16 protein-coding genes are annotated in these 18,589 nt (G+C 70.7%); 9 read left to right on the forward strand and 7 right to left on the reverse strand.

Features of this window, described 5'->3' with window-relative positions; translation table 11 throughout:
• Nucleotides 1-83: 83 nt before the first annotated feature.
• Both JWP54_RS03310 and JWP54_RS03315 read left to right on the forward strand, forming a co-directional pair.
• On the forward strand, nucleotides 84-854 hold the full coding sequence (locus tag JWP54_RS03310) for a phosphatase PAP2 family protein (RefSeq protein ID WP_297367196.1): 771 nt from the start codon (nucleotides 84-86) through the stop codon (nucleotides 852-854).
• 118 nt (nucleotides 855-972) lie between these two features.
• On the forward strand, nucleotides 973-2,250 hold the full coding sequence (locus JWP54_RS03315; protein ID WP_297367199.1) for a saccharopine dehydrogenase C-terminal domain-containing protein: 1,278 nt from the start codon (nucleotides 973-975) through the stop codon (nucleotides 2,248-2,250).
• A gap of 212 nt (nucleotides 2,251-2,462) precedes the next feature.
• Here the strand turns inward: JWP54_RS03315 and JWP54_RS03320 are convergent, their stop codons facing one another.
• The 7 genes from JWP54_RS03320 to JWP54_RS03350 all read right to left on the reverse strand — a co-directional run bounded on the left by JWP54_RS03320 (nucleotide 2,463) and on the right by JWP54_RS03350 (nucleotide 12,174).
• Complete coding sequence (locus JWP54_RS03320) at nucleotides 2,463-4,103, reverse strand: DUF222 domain-containing protein (protein WP_297367202.1); 1,641 nt, start codon at nucleotides 4,101-4,103, stop codon at nucleotides 2,463-2,465.
• Nucleotides 4,104-4,186: 83 nt separating this feature from the next.
• The gene (locus JWP54_RS03325; RefSeq protein ID WP_297367205.1) at nucleotides 4,187-4,774 is read right to left on the reverse strand and encodes a hypothetical protein; all 588 of its coding nucleotides are present in this window, start codon (nucleotides 4,772-4,774) and stop codon (nucleotides 4,187-4,189) included.
• Nucleotides 4,771-8,736 carry a type VII secretion protein EccCa gene (gene eccCa / locus JWP54_RS03330; protein ID WP_297367208.1) on the reverse strand — a complete coding sequence of 1,322 codons (3,966 nt, stop codon included), beginning with the start codon at nucleotides 8,734-8,736 and terminating at the stop codon, nucleotides 4,771-4,773. Before eccCa ends, JWP54_RS03325 begins: the two co-directional genes overlap by 4 nt.
• Nucleotides 8,733-9,605 carry a hypothetical protein gene (locus JWP54_RS03335; RefSeq protein ID WP_297367211.1) on the reverse strand — a complete coding sequence of 291 codons (873 nt, stop codon included), beginning with the start codon at nucleotides 9,603-9,605 and terminating at the stop codon, nucleotides 8,733-8,735. Before JWP54_RS03335 ends, eccCa begins: the two co-directional genes overlap by 4 nt.
• 1 nt (nucleotide 9,606) lies before the next feature.
• Nucleotides 9,607-10,923, reverse strand: coding sequence for an EsaB/YukD family protein (locus JWP54_RS03340; RefSeq protein WP_297367214.1), 1,317 nt, complete (start codon nucleotides 10,921-10,923; stop codon nucleotides 9,607-9,609).
• Nucleotides 10,920-11,189: a hypothetical protein gene (locus JWP54_RS03345; protein WP_297367217.1), complete on the reverse strand. Its 270-nt coding sequence runs from the start codon at nucleotides 11,187-11,189 to the stop codon at nucleotides 10,920-10,922. Before JWP54_RS03345 ends, JWP54_RS03340 begins: the two co-directional genes overlap by 4 nt.
• Nucleotides 11,179-12,174, reverse strand: a complete 996-nt coding sequence (locus JWP54_RS03350; protein WP_297367220.1) for an RDD family protein — start codon at nucleotides 12,172-12,174, stop codon at nucleotides 11,179-11,181. Before JWP54_RS03350 ends, JWP54_RS03345 begins: the two co-directional genes overlap by 11 nt.
• Nucleotides 12,175-12,345: 171 nt before the next feature.
• Here JWP54_RS03350 and JWP54_RS03355 point away from each other — a divergent pair, with 171 nt between their 5' ends.
• From JWP54_RS03355 to JWP54_RS03385, 7 genes are all read left to right on the forward strand, one after another.
• Nucleotides 12,346-12,681: a hypothetical protein gene (locus JWP54_RS03355; RefSeq protein ID WP_297367300.1), complete on the forward strand. Its 336-nt coding sequence runs from the start codon at nucleotides 12,346-12,348 to the stop codon at nucleotides 12,679-12,681.
• A 91-nt stretch (nucleotides 12,682-12,772) separates the two neighbouring features.
• On the forward strand, nucleotides 12,773-13,093 hold the full coding sequence (locus JWP54_RS03360) for a pore-forming ESAT-6 family protein (protein ID WP_297367224.1): 321 nt from the start codon (nucleotides 12,773-12,775) through the stop codon (nucleotides 13,091-13,093).
• 4 nt (nucleotides 13,094-13,097) lie between these two features.
• Nucleotides 13,098-14,171: a DUF6177 family protein gene (locus tag JWP54_RS03365; RefSeq protein ID WP_297367226.1), complete on the forward strand. Its 1,074-nt coding sequence runs from the start codon at nucleotides 13,098-13,100 to the stop codon at nucleotides 14,169-14,171.
• Entirely contained in the window at nucleotides 14,161-14,514 is a 354-nt protein-coding gene (locus JWP54_RS03370; protein ID WP_297367229.1) for a hypothetical protein, read from the forward strand. The genes JWP54_RS03365 and JWP54_RS03370 overlap by 11 nt, the downstream gene beginning before the upstream one ends.
• Entirely contained in the window at nucleotides 14,507-14,869 is a 363-nt protein-coding gene (locus tag JWP54_RS03375; RefSeq protein WP_297367232.1) for a DUF6507 family protein, read from the forward strand. The genes JWP54_RS03370 and JWP54_RS03375 overlap by 8 nt, the downstream gene beginning before the upstream one ends.
• Nucleotides 14,866-17,439, forward strand: coding sequence for a hypothetical protein (locus JWP54_RS03380; RefSeq protein WP_297367234.1), 2,574 nt, complete (start codon nucleotides 14,866-14,868; stop codon nucleotides 17,437-17,439). The genes JWP54_RS03375 and JWP54_RS03380 overlap by 4 nt, the downstream gene beginning before the upstream one ends.
• 32 nt (nucleotides 17,440-17,471) lie before the next feature.
• On the forward strand, nucleotides 17,472-18,569 hold the full coding sequence (locus JWP54_RS03385) for a hypothetical protein (protein WP_297367237.1): 1,098 nt from the start codon (nucleotides 17,472-17,474) through the stop codon (nucleotides 18,567-18,569).
• Nucleotides 18,570-18,589 lie beyond the last annotated feature (20 nt).

An 18,589-nucleotide genomic window follows, 5' to 3' on the forward strand; every position in this document is an offset into this window, starting at 1 on the left:
CAAGGAGGGTGGTTGGCTGGGCGTCGCCGGTGGTGACCGCGGGTCAACGAGCGCTGCGCGGCCGCCCGACCTAACATGGGTTGATGGACCCATCGCGCACGCCCGACAGCGAGCCCACCCAACCCGAGGGCGCGCCGCCCGCTGCCGCGAAGGCCGAGGCGGCGGCGGATGCTCCCTCCCGCCGCATCGCCCGCCGCTGGCCGCTGATCAGCGGCGCCATCGCCGTGCTGCTGGCGTTCCTGCTCGGCGCCCTGATCCTCGCGCGCGGCGCCGGCCGCCCGATCGAGGCGGACGCGGAGTGGATGGAAGAGATCCTCGAACACCGCTCACCGGTGTGGGAGGTCCCCGCCCTGCTGATGAACTTCCTGGGGGCCGGCATCGCCGGGGTGATCGTGATCCCGGTGCTGATCCTGGTGACCCTCCTGATCCTTCGACGGCCCTGGGCGGCCCTGTTCTATCTCGCGGCCACCCTGGTCAGCTCCGGCCTGGTGCAACTTCTGAAGACCCTCTTCGGCCGGGCCCGCCCCGACGACATGATCATCACCTCGGACTTCGGCTCCTTCCCGTCCGGGCACGTCGCCAACGCGGCCACCATGGCCGTCGCTCTCGCGATCATCTTCCCCTGGCTCTGGGTATGGATCGCCGGCGCCGTCTACACCGTGGCCATGATGGTCAGCCGCACCTACCTCGGCGCGCACTGGCTCACCGATACCGTCGGCGGGCTGATGCTCGGCGTCGGCGTGGCCGTGCTGCTCTGGGCGCCCCTGGCGGCCAAGCTCGACGGCGAGAACACCATCGCCAGGCGACGGGCGGCCACGCCCCGCCCGTCCGCGCGCGGCACCGGCAGCCGATGAACCGCCTGTAACTCCGCCCAGGCGCCGGCGACACGCAGCACGGCCTCTGGACAGCAGAGGCGCCGCGGATGTCGGCCGGGGGCTGCTATGTGCGGCGTCGGCACGCTAGCGTCGGGGCATGAAGATCCTTCTCGTTGGGGCGGGTGGCGTCGGTGACGCCTTCGCGAAGATCATTGCCCGCCGCTCGTTCTACGAGCACGTCGTCGTGAGCGACTACGATCCGGCTCGGGCGGAGCGCACCATCGCCGCGATCGCGGCCCGGTACGGCAGAGACGTCGCCGCCCGGTTCACCGCCGCGCAGATCGACGCCTCCGACCCGGAGGTCGTGGCCCGCGTGGCGCGCGAGCACGGCGCCACCCATGTGATGAACGCCGTTGAGCCGAAGTTCGTGCAGAGCATCTTCGCGGGCGCGCTGGCCGCCGGGGCCGACTACCTCGATATGGCGATGAGCCTGTCGGAGCCGCATCCGACCGACCCGCACACCGAGACCGGTATCAAACTCGGTGACGACCAGTTCGACCAGGCCGCCGACTGGGAGACCAGCGGCCGGCTGGCACTGGTGGGCATGGGGGTGGAGCCCGGGCTCTCCGACGTGTTCGCCCGGTACGCCTCCGATCACCTGTTCAGCGAGATCGACGAGCTCGGCACCAGGGACGGCGCCAACCTGGTCGTGCGCGACGAGGCCGGCAACGAGATCTTCGCGCCGTCGTTCAGCATCTGGACCACCATCGAGGAATGCCTGAACCCGCCGGTGATCTTCGAAAAGGACCGCGGCTGGTACACGACGCCGCCGTTCAGCGAGCCGGAGGTGTTCGACTTCCCTGAGGGAATCGGCCCGGTGGAGTGCGTCAATGTGGAGCACGAAGAGGTGCTGCTGATGCCGCGCTGGCTGGACGCGAAGCGGGTGACGTTCAAGTACGGCCTCGGCGAGGAGTTCATCGGGGTGCTGAAGACCCTGCACCTGCTCGGCCTCGACAGCGTGGCCCCGGTGCGGGTGCGCACCAAGAATGGCCCCGCGATGGTCGCGCCCCGCGACGTGGTCGCCGCGAGCCTGCCCGACCCGGCCACGATCGGCCCGCGGATGACCGGCAAGACCTGCGCCGGCGTGTGGGTCACCGGCACCGGCACGGATGGCGCGGCACGGGAGGTCTACCTCTATCACGTGAGCGAAAACGAGTGGACGATGGCCGAATACGACGCCCAGTGCGTGGTCTGGCAGACTGCCCTCAACCCCGCGATCGCGCTGGAGCTGCTCGCCACCGGAGTCTGGTCCGGCACCGGAGTGCTCGGCCCGGAGGCCTTCGACGCCAAGCCCTACCTCGACCTCATGAGCGCGCCCGAACCAACCGGCTACGGCCAGCCCTGGGGTCACGAGGAGCGAACCCCCTCCCCCTGACCAGCCCGCTGGTCGAGCCCGTCGAGCGTCGTGCGTGCGTGTCGCGCCCACCCGCTGGTCGAGCCTGTCGAAGTGACCCCGCGACGTGTCTGTGTGTCGCTGCCGCGGTCGACAGGGTTGTCTCGTCGGGTCTCGTCGGGTCTCGACAAGCTCGACCAACGCAATGGTTGCGTGCCGCGCATGGCTTCGGGCGGTGGTGGCGTGAGGTGGGCTCAGTGCTGGTGGGGCTGCTGGGCGTGCTGTTCGTGGGCGGCGGGGCTCTTGCTGCGTAGCCGGATGAGCGTCTGTCCGGGATCGACCGAGCCTGGAGGCCTGAGCCAGTAGGTGCCGTGGTGTTCGAAGATCTGCCAGCCCTGGTTGTGCAACAGCAGGTGGTGCGGTGGGCAGAGCAGGATACCCAGGCGGATATCGGTTCTGCCGTGGTCGCGGAGCCACTGTTCCAGGTGGTGCACCTCGGTGCGGGAAGGCGATTTGTCGCAATCACCCCACCTGCAACCGCCATCTCGGGCCGCCAGCGCGATGCGTTGGGCTTGACTGAAGATGCGTTCCTCGCGGCCGAGGTTGAGTGGTTGCCCGTCGGTGTCGAAGGTGACCTCGACGGTGCCGCTGGTGCAGATGATCCGGTCGATGGTCTCTTGGGAGACGGGCACGGCGTTCCCTTCGAGGAAGCCGTGGCCGGTGCCGTCCGGGATGGCCACCAGGGCCTCGGTCGGGTCGGCTGCCGGTGCCGGCGCCTTGGTGCCAGGTCCGGCCGGCTGGCCGGCCGACGCCGTCGGGGTTGCCGTGGTCAGGATTCGGACGGCGGGGGTGCGGCCGCCGAGCAACCGGTTGGGGTTGACGGTGCTGCCGGCCTTCAGCAGCTCCAGGAACCCGTCGGCCGTGAGTTGGTCGGTGCTGCGCGGGTCGTCCTGCACGGCTGTGGCCCAGGCGGCCCGGTCCGGGTCGACGAACCTGACGCCGCCGCGGCGGGGGCCGGTGAGGCCGTCGAGCACGGACAGGATGTACTCACCTTGCTCGGGCGGGAACAGGCCGTGAACGTGGACCTGGCCTGTGTCGATCTTCCAGACCCGCAGGTAGCGGTCCTCCCACGCTTTCTTCTCGCGCACCGCGATGCCGGCCTCGTCGAGGCTGTCGCGCATCCGGCGGGAGCGCTTGAGCAGCTCGTCCACGGTCATCCGGGTGGCCTCGAGCAGCAACGTTTGTACGGCGTCGGCGAGGTTCTCGGCGATGACGATGGTGTCGATGTCGCCCAGGCCGGTGCGGATCGCGTGCGCGGCGGCGACCGAGAGGGCTCCGGTGCCGGTGGCGCGGGAGATGGGGGCGTACCAGGGCAGGGTGGCGGGCTCCGCGTCGACGGTGATCTCGCTGAAGAGGCCGGGTGGCGTGCCCGCTTCGCCCGGGTCATCGCCCCCGTCGGCCGCGTCGAGCACCCGCCGCGCCTGCTCTTTCGCCGCGGCGGCTTCGGCCGCTTCGGTGGCGGCGAGCATCCTGCCCACATCGACGAGTTTGCGGGCGTCCTGGCGGGTGGAGCCGGTGAAGTCCTGAATCAGATCGGCCGGGTTGAGGAAGCCCTGCTGCTGGGCCAGACCCTGCTGGCCGAGCTCGGGCCGGGACCGGTGCTGGAGGGTTTTCGCCATCCAGGCCTGCCGGGTCTCGACCAGCCGCCGCAGTCGGGCCAGGTCCTTCTGCCCGGCGAGCAACTCCGCATCGGAGAGGGCGTCGTAGTCGGTGCTGCAGGCCCCGAGCTGCTCGACCGCGTCGACCGCGGCGACCAGTGAATCGGCGGGCACGATCGCCCCCGGCACGATGGCTAGCGCCGTGCCGGGTGCGAACATGTCTGCGATGATTGCCATGTAATGAGGATAGCTCAGTATCGAAGTTCTGTGGTATCAAAACTCAGGCTGTGGAGAACTTTTTGCGCCCGGTCAGGACCCGGTCAGCGGCGGTGATGCGCCGCCGACGCCAGCACCCGGCGGCCCAGCAGATCGCAGGCCGTGACCGTGCGCTTCGCCAGGCGGTGCACGGGGATGCGCCCGCCGCCGGCCAGGGACACGTCGTGCCGGATCACCGAGGCGATGCCACGCCCGTAGGTGAGATGCAGCGCCTCCGTGAGCCGCTTGGTGCGGAACCGGCCCCGGGTGCCCATCGCGACGACGGTCACCCGGGCGAGGCCGGACTGGCCGTACCGCTCCCGCACCGCGCTGAGCAGTTCGTCGGCCGCCGCGAAGCCGAGCGGCGTGTTCGCCGTGGCGATCACCGCGATGATCGACGGCGATTCCAGCAGGTCAAGGCCCTCACCGAGGGCGTGCGGGCCGAGGTCGTGCAGCACCAGGCCGCTGTCGATGGTCGCCGCGTCGTCACCGCGCGGCAGGCGGGCGCCCACCGACCCGGACGAGTGGTCGGCGAGCGAGGGCACGCTCGGCGACAGCTTGGACAGTTGGTCGAACAGGATGGCGGTAAGCGTGGTGGTGCCCACCCCGCCGGCGGTGCCGCAGACGACGATGCGCAGGTTGCCGTGGGTCACAGTGCCAACTCCTTCGCCAGGGCGTCGGCCGTTTCGTCGGCCGGGTTCGGGGTGTGCGCGATCTGCACGATCCGCGGCCGGTCGCCGCGCCGCACGACGCGTCCGCGGCCGGGCGGCATCTGCTCGGCGTACACCCCGGGCAGGATCTGCCCCTCGGTGCGTTCACCGGACATCACCAGGGTCGTCGCGCCGGTGTCGCGCAGCGATTGCAGCACCACGTCGTACAACGCACGGGATGCGCCGGCCACCGGCCGCGTCACGATCACGTTGAGCCGCAGCTCGCGTGCGCTCGGCAGGAACGGCAGCAGCGGGGCCAGCGGGTCGGTGCCGCCGGAGGCGAGCACGTCGTAGTCGTCCGCGATCACCACGATCCGCGGCCCGGCGGAGCGGTCCGGGGAGTTCTGCCGCTGCGCCAGCTCGCTGGCGATCGCGGTCGTGAGCACCCGCGCCTGCCCGCTGGATTCAGCGAGCCCGCCCAGGTAGTCGTCCGGGCAGGACGACGCGATCTCGCCGCGCACGTCCATGATCGCGATGACCAGTTCGTCGGCGGTGTACCGGCCGATCAGGCCCTGCACGATGCCGCGCACGAACGTGGACTTGCCGGAGGCGTGGTCGCCGAAGACCAGCACGTGCTGGTCCCGCGACGCCAGGTCCAGGTAGGCCGGCTCCATGGTGTCCTGCCGCAGGCCGAACGGCACCGCGTCGGGCGAGTCGATGGCATCGGGCAGCTCGTCGGGCGAGAAACTGTCGGGCAGCAACCGGATGGGCGCCGCCGACGGTCCCTGCCAGCTCTGCGCCGACCGGGAGGCGAGGGCTTCGATCTCGTCGCCGATCAGGTCGTCCGCGGTGTCGTCGAGAACCGGCAGGGCGATGTGCGCGAACAGGCCCTCGTCGGTGATCGCCCGGCCGGGCTGGTCGGCGCGGAGGGCACCGGAGAGCTTGCGGCCCACCTGCGAGTCCATCGGGTCGTTCAGGCGCAGCTCGATCCGGGTGCCGATCAGCGGCTGCTGCGCCATCCGCAGCTCGTTCCAGCGGGTCATCGCGAGCACCACGTGGATGCCGAAGCTGGACCCGCGGGCGAGGATGTCGAACAGGGCCTGCTCGAACTCCTCGAATTCGCTGCGGAGGGCGCCGATGCCGTCCACGAGCAGCACGATGTCGGCCGCGACGAGTTCGGGCACGCCGCCATCGGCGTGCATCCGGCGCAGCGTCGGCAGCGAGTCGATGCCGCGTTCGGTGAACAGGCGCTCCCGAGTGGCGAGCATCGCGGCGAGTTCCTCGAGGAGCCGGCGCAGCCGGTCCCGGTTGGCGCGGGTGGCGACGCCACCCACATGCGGGAAGCCCTCGATGCGGTTCATGCCCGAGCCGGTGAAATCCATCCCGTAGATGCTCACCTGGCGGGGCGTGTGCGTGAGCGCGATCGACGCGGCCATGGTGCGCAGGAACGTGCTGCGACCGGTCTGCGGGGCGCCGAAGATGGCGACATGGCCGCCGCTGCGGGTCAGGTCGATCAGCCACGGGTCCTGGCGTTGCTTCTCCGGCTCGTCGAGCAGGCCCATCGGCACCTTGAGCTCCGGGGTCGCCTCGTCGGTCAGGATGCGTGACAGCGCGAACCGCTCCGGCAACGGCAGCAACCAGATCGGCGGCACCGTCGTGGCCGAGCCGCGCAGGCCGTCGACGGCCTCGTCGATCAGGGCCCGCCCCGTCGACGGGCTGGCGAGCGCGTCCTCGGCGGTCTCGTTCTCATTGCGCTGCTGCAGCCCGTTGTAGAGCGGCAGCGGCAACGCCGTGAGCGCCTCGAGGTCGGCGGACCGGTCGGGCGCGGCATCCGCCTGCACCGCGGGACCGGACACGAACCCGGACCGGAACCGGCGGTAGATCGACGTGTCGACCTTGAGGTATCCGTATCCGGGGATGGCCGGCAGGTGGAAGGCGTCGGGGGTGTCGAGCACGATGGCACTCTCCGAGGCGGAGAAGGTGCGCAAGCCCACCCGGTAGGAGAGGTACGTCTCCAGGCCGCGCAGCTTGCCGGCCTCGATGCGCTGGCTGGAGAGCAGCAGGTGCACGCCGATGGACCGGCCGATCCGGCCGATGGTGAGCAGCAGGTCCACGAAGTCGGGCTCGGCGGTGAGCAGCTCGCCGAATTCGTCGATGACGATGAGCAGGTGCGGCAGCGCCGGCAGGTCGGGGCGGGTGGCCGCGAGCTCGCGGTAATGCGTGATGGAGGGGGAGTTGCCGGCGTCCTTGAGCAGTTGCTGCCGGCGCACGACCTCCCCGGCGATGCTGACGCGGGCCCGCTGGGTGAGCTGCGGGTCGTCGGCGAGGTTGTCGATGATGCCGGCCACGTGGGGCAGCCCGGCGAACGGGGCGAACGCGGCACCACCCTTGTAGTCCACCAGCACCATGCTCACGTCGTCCGGGCCGTGCGACAGCGCCAGGGCGAGGATCAGGGTGCGCAGCATCTCGCTCTTGCCCGACCCGGTGGCGCCGATGGCCAGGCCGTGCGGGCCCATGCCCAGCTGGGCGGATTCCTTGAGGTCCAGCAGCACCGGTTCGCCGAAGTCGTCCAGGCCCACCGGCACCCGCAGGAAATCCCGGGGAGAGCGCGGCTCCCAGGCGGTGGCGGCGTCGAACGCGGTGACGTCGCCGATGCCGAGCAGTTCCACGATGTCCACGGCCTTGGCCGATTCCACCTCGTCCTGCCGGGTCATGCTCAGCCGCAGCGGCGAGAGCATCCGCGCGACGGTTTCGAACAGGGCGGCGGAGATCTGGTCGAGCGTGGCGGCCTGCACCGCGACCTGGCCGTCGCCGCTGTCGCGGGCGTCGGAGATCTCGGCCCGGTCGTCGCCGACGGTGACGCGGATGGTCACATCCGACGGTTCGTGCATCCGGTCGCTGAGCAGGTGCACCATGGTGATCTGCAGGTCGATGGGGGAGAGGTCGGCGTCGGGCACCGGCAGGACGGATGCGACGTGGCCGTAGTCGTCCACGAACACGATCAGCCGGGCGTTCTCGGCCGGGCCGGCGTTGCCGCCGCTGCGTTTGGCGGTGGCCGCGAGCTGGGCACGGTCGCCGAGCTCCTGGCCGAGCACCCGGCGGAGGGCCTGGGTGTCCCGGGCCACCCGCCGGGCCGGGACCGGCCCGTCGTAGGTGTCTTCGTCGACGAAGTGCGGCAGCAGGTCCACGCCGCGCCAGTCCTCGGCGGCGGAATCCGGGTAGGCGATGGCCATGTGCACGTCGTCGGGGGCGTGCAGGGCCGCGATCTGCAGGATCAGCGCGCGCGCCACCTGCAGGGCGTTCTTCCGGTCGCCGATGATGGCCACGGCGCCGGCGCCGTCGAGCTTGAGGTCCACGGGCATGCCTCGCACGGTGGAGTAGTGCTCCGTGACCTGCCGGGCCTCGCCGGCCAGGATCGGGTCGTACGGCTGCACGGGGTTCTGCTCGGCGGGGATGGCCAGGTCGAACCAGGCCACGTCGCCCAGGCCGAGGCGGGGGCTGAGAAAGTCGGCGTCGTGGCGGCGGCGTTCCCACAGCCGGCCCGGGTCGCGCACCAGTTCGATCAATGCGGCCGGGTCGGGGTTGAGCAGCTCGGCGGTGGAACGCACCGACTTGCCGCGCTGGCGCATCCGGGTGCGCAACCCCTCGAGGTAGTCGAGGTAGCGTTCGCGTTGCACCCGCCGGGTGCGGGCGGCTGCGCCGCGCTGGGTGAGCGCCATGGCGAGGCCGCTGACGATGGCCACGGTGAGGATCAGCGCCCCGATCACCATGAACAGGGCGTTGCCGCGAAGGGTGACCATCATGATCACGCTGGTGCCGGCGCCGAGCACCGGCAGTAGCGCCTGGATGGGGACGCCACCCTGGGCGCCGTCCTGCATCGCGGGCGGCGGCGAGATGATTTCGGCGTCGGTGCGCTGCAGCGGCCGGGTGACCCGGGTGGGCCGGTGCACCAGTCGCAGGGTCATGCGGTTGCCTCACTGTGTCGGAGTTCGGCGCCCAGCGAGAGCTGCGCCTCGGTCATGATGGTGCCGGCCAGCTGGGCGTAGGCGATGCGGGTACGGGCGCTCATGGACGCGCTGGGCACGGGCTTGGCGGAGCCGGCGCTCGGGTCGTGGGGGATCCGGAGAACCGGCACCCCCAGGTCGGGGCCCACCCCCTGCGGGGTCTGCCCGCGGCTGGAACCGCTGACGTCGACGATGACGAGCACCACCTGTGGGCCGTCGGCCACACCGGTCAACGCGGGAATGACCGCGACCGCGTCTTCGAGTTCGTGGCGGCGGGACGGCGTGACCACGCAGAGCACGTGACTGGCCATGGCCACCTGGGCCAGGTCGATCTGCCAGCCGCGCACGCCCCAGTCGGTGATCGCGAGGTCGAAGAACCGCGACACCGGGTTGATCCGGTCGAACCAGGTGCGGCTGGGCACCGGAGTGGTCGGATGCGCGGGGTCGCGCAGGTCCAGCCCGATCAGCCCGGAACGGGCAACGGGCAGCCCGGCCGAGGCCTCCGCGGCCGAGAGCGGCCGGGTGCGTGCCGGCGGCAGGGCGCCCTCGAGGGCGGGAACCCCGGCATGCCAGAGCAGGTTCCGGTCGCCGCCGGAGGCGTTCACGCCGAGCACCAGGCCCGCGCGACGGTTCGCGAAGATGCTCGCGACCCCGGCCGCCACGGTCGAGGAGCCTGCGCCGCCGCAGGCCTGCACGAAGCCGACCCGGCGGTTGAGGGTCAACGGCATCCGGATGGCGGCATCCGCATTGGTCAGGTCGTGCAGCCGCGCGCTGGCGCTGCCCACCAGGGCAAGGGGGAGCGAACGCAGCCCGGCCGCGAGGGTCGACACGCTAGAACGTCCCGAGCAGGTCGGGGTAGACGCCGAACACGCCGAGGGTGACCGGCAGCAGGGCGACGACCGCGAACATCTCGAGCGTGTTGCCGGCCCGGCGGAGACGCGCGCGGGTGTGCGCCGGCGGGTGCATCGCAACCACGAGCAGAGCGATCACCGACACGACCACGAGGGCCACGAGCACGTACACCTCGGAGCTGTGCGCCACGGCCACGGCGGTGGCGGCGGCGATCGACGCACCCCACAGCACGACGGCCTGGCCGGCGAGCGGGAACGCTCGTGTGCGCAGCGCGGTGACCAGGATCAGCGCGGCGCCGAGGCCGATGGCCCAGCCCTCCGTCGACGCGGCGAGCAGGCTGGCGGTGGCCAGCAGGGGCAGGGCCACGGCCACGGTCGACCAGGTCAGCGACCGGTAGGCGTCGTTCACGGTGGCCAGCACGGTCTCCCGGTTGGTGAGTTTGCCGGCGATCACGAGGTCGTCGATGCCGGTGAGCCCGGAGCTGTTCATGGCGTACCAGGGCAGCATGCCGCAGATCACCGCGGCGGCGACGCCGACGATGGCGGCCACCTCGAGCGGAGCAAGGCCGAGCAGGTGCAGCAGCACCGGCAGCACGCTCAGCGCGAGGCCGACGAGGCTGGCCCGCAGCGCCGGGCGGATGCCGAGGCCGAGGCCCAGCGCGACGCCGATGGCGAGCCAGCCCAGGCCGAGGGCGAACACCACGCTCGCGGCCAGCGGCTCGCCGCGCACACCGGTGGCGGCGTCGGCGAGGCTGAAGGCGGTGGCGGGTACCAGGCCGAGGGCGGCGGCGGCGAACGCGGCGGCCGGCCACCTCTGGTTCAGGCGGCCGAGCAGCACCGACACCAGCAGGCTGCCGGCGAACACCGCCGCGAGCAGACCACCGGTGTCGGTGAAACCGCCGGTGAACAACAGGGCAGCGACGCCCATCATGGTGCCGATCGCGACGGCGCCGACGCCCTCGCGGTGCCGGGCGGCCCACAGGCCGCGCTTGTCGTCCCTGGCCTCGGCGACGACGTCGGTGACGTCGGCGACCTCGGGCGGGGCGGGGGCCTCGTCCACCCGCAGCAGGCGCAGCAGTTCGCCGGCGGACACGTTCTGTTCGGCCAGCGAGAGGGCGGTGTCCAGCTGCTGCCCGGTCGCGCGCACCAGGGTGAGCGGGCGGGCGACCGACCCGGTGCGCTCCTCGAGCAGGTCCATCAACTGCGGAATCAGCGCGGCGATGGTCTCGTCGCCCGGCACCACGATCTCGGCCTTGCGGCTGCGGCCCACGATGGTCAGCCGGGTGAAGCCGCTCACAGCGCGCTTCCCGGTACGAGCGGGGCCGACATCGAGGTCTTCTCGGCATCCGCCGCGGCCTTCTGCGCCAGCAGGTCGATCACGAAGGAGGTGCCCACGCATGCCGCGCACGCCACCGCGGCCAGGATCACGCCGGCCAGGAACCGGCGCATGTTGTCGGTCGTCGCGCGGCGCTCAGACAACTCGCCGAACAGGAAGGCGGCCTGGAGGCGCGCGCGGTGCGTCTTGACGGTCTCAAGGAGCACCACATCGTAATCAGATGACATCGACGGGCAGGCTTTCTGTGGGGACCACCGGGGTGGTCGAGGTGGCAGGGTCACCTGTCACGGTGGCGGCTTCGGTGGCGAGGATGTCGAAGTGGCGGTCGCCGAGTTCCACCCGCCAGCCGGGGGCAGCGGCGGTCGGCTGGCCGGGCAGCAGCGGCCGGCGCTCGCCGGTGGCGGTGACCAGGGTGGTGCCGTTGGCCGAGCCCAGGTCGGTGACCCAGAGCAGGGTGCCCGACCAGGTGACCAGGGCGTGCGACTTCGACAGGGTGCGGGAGAGGTCGGTCCAGGCGAACAGCGGATGCACCTCTTCCCCCGTGCGGTTGTCGGGCCTGCGGCCGATCAGCAGCGACGTGTCCACCTGCTGGGCCTGGTCGTCGTCGAGCACCAGGGTCACGAACGGCGCGATCCTCGCCTGCGGGGCGTAGCCGTCGTCGGCATCCGTGGCCAGCATGCGGCGCCGGCCCTCGCGCCGGGTCGGCGCGGAGTGCGGGGACGCCTGCGCCAGCTGGGCCGTGCCGAGCGGGGAGCGGGCAGGGGTGTACGGGTCGCGGCCGCGGCGGAGGTCGGCGGTGACCGTGGTGCGGGAGCCGACCAGATTCACCAGGGCGCCGGCCAGGCGCCGGGCGCCGACCGGGCTGCCGGAGAGGTCGTCCACTGTGCGCAGGCCGAGCAACCACCGGCCGAGGGTGCGCCCGGTGCCCAGCAGCAGCGCGAGCTGCACCGCGATGACGAGGAGCAGGGTGCCGAGCACCGCCGCGATGAGCCCCGGCGACACCGTCTCGCCCGATGAGACGGTGACGGCCACGCCGCCGCCGGCGAGGATCGCGACGGGAAGCAGGTCGATCGCGAGCGACCAGTACCGGCGTGTCGCGGATGCGGTGACAACGTCACCGAGCATGCCCGAGTACGGTCCGAGCGCCGCTCCCGGAGCCGCCACGACCGACAGCACGCCGCAGCGGGTGCAGTAGGCGGTGGCTGGAATCAACGGGGCTCCGCACCGTCCACAACTGATGGCGCCGATGAGTGCATTGACCAACGAGAACCGAACCCCCAGGCGAGACCGCAAATCTGAAAATGTGCCGAATTTCCCCCGCACCGTGTTGACATACCCTAACCTGAAGTCTCTTCAAAGCATTAGGGGGACACTATGGCTGGAATGAAATTCGCAATGGGCGCCGACGTTCTGTCGCACCTCACGAAGAAGACGAGCACCTCGTCGGACGACCTCGGCTCGCTCGTCAAGCAGCTTTTCGAAGCGGCCGCGCCGCTCGAGGGTAAGTTCAACGGCGCCGGCCGCGCCGCGTTCGACCGGTTCAAGACCGAGACGGATGGCATCGCCACCGAACTCAACAGCGCGCTGAACGCCGTGCTCACCGGCATCCAGGGTCAGGACCTCGCCTTCGCGCAGGGTGACCAGGAACTTGCCGACCAGACGAGCACCGCTCAGTCCGGCTCGAGCTTCGACGCCGCACGCTTCGGCTCGCGCGCCTGACCACTCCGCCGGCGAACTCGCCGGCACCCTGCGAACCTCGTGACCGGGCGCCGCAGCACTCTCAGACTCGACCCAACCGAAGGGCAACATCATGGCTTCAGGCGGTAACTCAGCAGACCGTCGCGACTACGACGTCGCGGCATCACAGAACGTCCAGGACAACTTCAACGCGCTGGCAGCCCAGCTCGAATCCCTCATCGACCAGCGTGACGCCGATGTGAAGGCCATGATGGCCGACTACCAGGCCGATGGCGTGTCGGAGGACTACGCGGCCAAGGAACTGCGCTGGAACACCGTCGCCGGTGAGGTCAAGCAGATCATCAACACCCTGCGCAGCTCGCTGTCCTCGAACGACGAGACCGCCCAGGCCACCCTGGCCCGCGGCCGCTCCGCCGTCCAAGCCATCGGCTGACCCGTTGGTCGAGAGCGTCGAACATCCGCTCGTCGACTCGGTAGGCGACGGGTATGTCGTCAGCTACAGCGCTGCCTCCGTCGTGCAGGCCAGTGAGGGCCGGACCAGCCTGATCGCCGAGAGTGCCAGGGCGGGGCTTCGCGTGGTGTTCCTCACCCCGTCGTCGTCCCGGCTCACCTTCGGCATGATGCAGCTGCTCGGTGCCACCCGCAGCAAGTGGGTGGCGAGGGACGCTTCCGGGGCCCTGACCGACGGCCTCGCCGGCCGCCCGCTCGCCGAGGTGCAGGACGTCCTGAATCCGGCCGTGGCTCGCGACACCGCGCCCGCCGAGGCGAACGCTGTGACGAGCGCTGACGCGCCGGATGCCGCTCAGCGCTCCTGGCTGCACCTGACGGTGTCGGTACACCTGCAGGCTCGCGAGGAAACCCGCGTCGGCGGCGCCCTGGCGTTCCTCGCCGACCGGGTCGCCAACGCGGCCCCGACCGGCTGGGGTGTTCATGAACCGGCCGGACTCGTCTGGGACCGGGACAACCTCAACCGGTACGTGCGGGCGCGGATGCCCCGCGAGAGTCGGGTGCACGTCGCCGGCCACGGCGGCCTGGCCACCTCGGCGCTGATGCGGGTGACGCGAAGCGCTCGGGGCCTCGTCGAGGAGACGAAGCTGCTGGTGGCCCTCGCCGACGATGACGCGGCCGCCCAGCGGAGCATCAGCGCGGTGCCCGGCGTCTTCGCCGACCTGGCGGCCACCGAATCGGTGCTGCTCGGCAGCGCCTTCGTGTTGCGCGGCGCGGCCGACCTGGCCGTGTCGTCGCGCCTCGGTGCGCCGCCGCTGCCCGTGGCGATGGTGCTTGGCCCACGGGCCGTGCGCGACCTGGGGCTGGAGCCGGCCGAGGCCGAGGAACGATTCGGCGCCATCCGGGCCGGGCGTCCCCGCATCCCCTCGATCGTGCTGCCGTTCACCCGGGAGGGTTCGGGCAGCTGGCAGCAGTATCTCGACGTGGCCGGCTCGTTCGACCCGGCCGACGTGGCGCGGGCGTTCGTCAACGGCAGCAAGCGGGAGGTGGCTCGTGCCTCATGAACTGATCGTGGTGTCGGCCCGACCGGTCGACATGGGCGACCACCTGGTCGCGGCGGTTGCGGTGAACCTGGACCTGCTGGTGCGACACATCTGGAACGGCGGCGCCACGCAGGTGCTGTCGCCGGAGGGCACGGTCCTGCTGACCGTACTGCGCAGCAAGGGTTTCGACGTGCCCGACGACGTCGAGCGCCTCACCGGCACCGCGCCGTCGGCGAACCAGGCATTTTGGACAGAACTGTATTCACCGCTGGACCCCGGGGCGCTCCTCGGGTTCGAGGTCGCCAGGGCACTCGCCCAAGCGACCGAGGGCGACTTATTCGTGCGGGAGGGCAACGATGACTAGCTGGAGCATTGATCCACAGGGGGTGTCGACGGTCTTGACGAGCGTCGAGACCGCCGCCACCGAACTTTCCACCGCCCTGGACGGCATTCTGACCGCCCAGGACGACCTGGTCTACGGCGCCGGCTCACTCGGCGGAGTGCCCGCAGCCGTTGCGGCGCTCATCGAGAGCGAAAAAACCCGGCTCACCAACGTGGGACGCCGCATCAACGCGGGCACCCTGGGCGCGAGCACCGCCGCGATCGCCTACGTGCACGGCGACGAGGAAATGGCGGCGAGCGCGCAGGCGGCCGCCTCCACCTCCGCCCTCAACGGCGACATGTCCGCCATCGGCGCCGAGCGGGCGGCCGCGCTGTGAGCGTCAGCGACCGCATCGCCTACGGCGACCTCGTCAACTTCGAGAACATCCCCGGCGACGACATCTATCCGGAGTCCGTGGCGACCGCGGCCACCGCGTACTCGGCCGCAGGCACCGCCATCCCCGAAAAGGGCACCGCCGTCCTCACCCAGTGGCAGGGCCTCAGCGGCGTCTACACGGCGCCGGAATCGGCCGAGCTGCTGGCGATCATGGACCCCGTGACGCTGGACACCGCCGCCATCGGCACGACCCTCGCGAGCCTGTCGACCATCATCGCCAACTTCGCCGACGCCATCGCCCCCATCAAGACCCGCCTGATGGCGCTCAAGGTCGAGGCGAACGCCTTCGCGACCCGCGTCATCAACGGCGTCACCGTGGAATGGTACGACAAGGACCACCCGGCCTGGGATGCCGGCATCTTCAGCTTCGTGGTCACCGACTTCGCCGACATGGCCCCGGCCACCATCCCCTGGGATCAGCACCGCGACACGGTTGCAGAGAACAAGGACATCATCGAGCGGATCAACACCGAGGTGGCGGCGCTCGACGCCGCCCAGGTCGAGGCCATCAACGCGATCAACGCGTTGCGTACCGACGAAGACCGGCCCACCGAGGTCGTCGTCGCGCTCACCGAGGACGATCTCAACGCCGACGGCGCCGTGCTGCCGTACGGTGCGGCGACGGAAGGCGACAAGGGCTGCTACCAGTCCACGAACGACGGCATGGAAACCGCCCTCGTCGGCATGGTCGAGGGCGGCGGCGCCCTGTTCGGCTACAACGCCACGACCGGCGACTGGGGTGACGGCGAGACCGCCGCCGCAGCCTGGCGCGGCATGGGCATGACCGTTGCCGGGGTCGCCCTGCTCGGCAACCTGGGCATGGCCGCCACGCTGATCCCCGACGAACACATCCCGTCCTGGCTCAAGGGCGCCGATGACTTCGCCGAAGAGGCGATGGATCACGTGGCCAACGCCGGTAAGGCGCTGGTCGCCGTCGATATGTGGTCGGAGAACCCGGCCGAAGCCTTCGGCACCACGCTGGTGAACGTCGGCACCTTCTTCATTCCCGGCGGCGCCGTGGTGGGTGGGCTCAAGGCCGGCACGGTTGCCGCGCGCGCCGCCTCCATCGCCGGCCACGCCGTCGACTTCGTCCTCCCCGGTGCGGCCGTGGCCTCACGCGTCGTCACCGGAACGGCGATCCACGCCGGCAGCGGCCTGACCGCGCTCACTACCGCGCTCAAGGGCAGCCTCACCACCGGCGTCTCCGCCGGTCGTGGCGCGCTCGCGCAGACCCTCAACTCCCTCGGCGACAACATGCCGTCGGTGCGGGTCGAGCCGGGCTACAGCGCCGCCCTGCCCGGCGGCGGCAGCGTCCTGCCCGGCCCCGGTCGCATCGTCATCCGCGAGCCCGGCAGCGGCGGCGGCATGTTGCACCGCCTCGCCGAGCGCGTGGATGCCGGCACCACGCCGGCCACCTCTGGCACGCCCGGCACCTCGGGTACGCCGGCTACCTCGGGCACGCCCGCTACCTCCAGCACGCCTGCCACGTCAGGTTCGCCTGATGCTTCCGGTGCGCCTCCGACTGGCGCTGCTCCGACAGCCGCCGACCCGTCAACTGCCCCAGCGACCCCGCTCGTGAGCCCGGCGACGATGGTGGACGGTTCGTCGCACCCGGCGATCTTCTCGGACGCTGACGTGGCGTCGAGTGGGTCTCCAACTTTCCAGGAAGCTCTCCCGACGATCCTCGACGATCATGGGGTCACCCGAGCGGACTTCGAGCGTTTGGTCGACACGCCCGTCTTCGATCTCAACAAGGCCGAGATGCAGGTGTTGATCGACGTTCGCGCGGACGTGCCTCCCGTAACCGGCGCCCTCCAGAAGGTCATCACGTTCGAGCAGGCGACCTCGATCCTGCAGGGAGCGAAAGACGCAATGAAGGATGTGGCCGGCTTCGTGGCACGGCCACTGGACATGTTGGGCCTGGACACGCGTGGGATTCACGACACCCTGGGCCTGAACTATCCGTCGAGCACCTTCACGACCGGCCTGCGCACCGGCCAGCCCATCTACGACATCCGATTCGACGCGACCGGGATGACGCCGGCGGCGCCTGATTCCGTGATCAACTGGATCAACGACAAGGTCCCCGACAGCACGTTGGATATCACCGACCGGGCTGCCCGAGTGGATGCGATCCAGGCCCAGTGGAACGGCTACGTCGGCCCTGAACGGGCCAAGATGGAGGCACTGTACCCGTCCATGAAATTCGACTTGCCCAAGGCACTCGACTTCGACAACCCGTTCCGGGGATCGGGGTTCTCCGGCACGGGACCGGCGTATTCGCCTGAATTCTCCCTCGGCTACCCTGGCTCGAAGCTTCCGCCCGGCGCGGAGCTGTGGCGCACGCTCCCGGGCGGGGAGCGGGAATTCGTGGGCGTACTGCAGCAGCAGCCCGGCACGACGCCCGCGTCCTGGCTCCTGTCCGACTCGGCCGTCCCGCAGGCGCAGGGAGTGGGTCTGCGGCCCACGGCCGGGGTGGGATCGGTGCTTCAGGACGAGGTGGCCGACTGATGACACCGCCGACGGACGCCGGGTCGCATCGATTGACGCAGCCCACCGGCCTGGACGATCTCCAGGAACGGTTCATCACGGGCGGTCGCGTCACCGTCACCGGTCGGGCCACGTACCGGGGCGTTCGCGTGGGGATCAAAGGGGTGAGCCCCAGGAACCCCAGTGTGGAGATTTACGGGCCGATCACGTTGCCGGACCTCCTGTGGCGCCAGGATGACGTCCAGTCGGGTTTCACCTCGGGCGATGTCGCTTTCTCCTCGTTGCAACGGTTTTGGCTGACCCGTACGTCCACGTACGACGCGGTGGATGAGTACACGCCGCGACCGGGTGTGCTGGCGGTCGTCGACGGGGACGAATACGGTGTGACGGACACGTGTGGCACGGTCAGCGCCGCCGGGATACCAGAGCTCCAGGTCATCTCGTTGGCTGAGGGCGCCCCGGAAGGCGCCGATTGGGTACGGGACGGCTATGGGCAGTGGACCCGGTTTGTGGCGCGGGATCGCGTCACGAGTGTTCGCCAGGTGGAGTGGACGGCCGTCTGGCGTGACCTGACGGTCCTCGTCGCTGACATCAGTGGCGAGCAGGCCCTGGTTTTCGCCGAGCGCGGCGGAGTCCCGGACTACATTCCGGAGATCACGCACGGTAGTAATGTGCACGGCGGCTGGTCGGCGGTGGTTCCGGTCGAGCAGCTGAGCCTCAGGTCCTGGACGTCGACGGAGCGGCCGCTCGGTGCGGGCTGTGTCGGCGGGAATGTCGGACTGGTGCGCGGACGCACGGTACTGGTGGCGCGCGCCGACACCGCGAAGGCGGGTGAGACCGGCGTCGTCGCGCAGAAACGCCGGGGCGAGACCGTCACCGGGGAATTCAGCGTCGACCTGTGGACGGGGCGGGCCGACTCCGGCTGGGAGTGGCGAGTGGACGTCGATGTCGCCGACCTCGCCGACATCCGGCACATCGAAACGACCACCGAATGGAAGGGCGAAACCCGCACGGTAGCGGCCATTCAGGAGAGTGAAGACCTGATCTATCTCGAGCGCGAAACGGTTGACCTGCGAGAGGTTTCGCCCCTGGTCCATGCAGCGACCGCGGTGGAACCGGGGGAACTGCCCACCGTCGACATCCTCTGGTGATCGCGCCGTGCGGTGGGCGG

The sequence above is a fragment of the Cryobacterium sp. genome (genome assembly GCF_025463825.1).
Lineage (GTDB): Bacteria > Actinomycetota > Actinomycetes > Actinomycetales > Microbacteriaceae > Cryobacterium.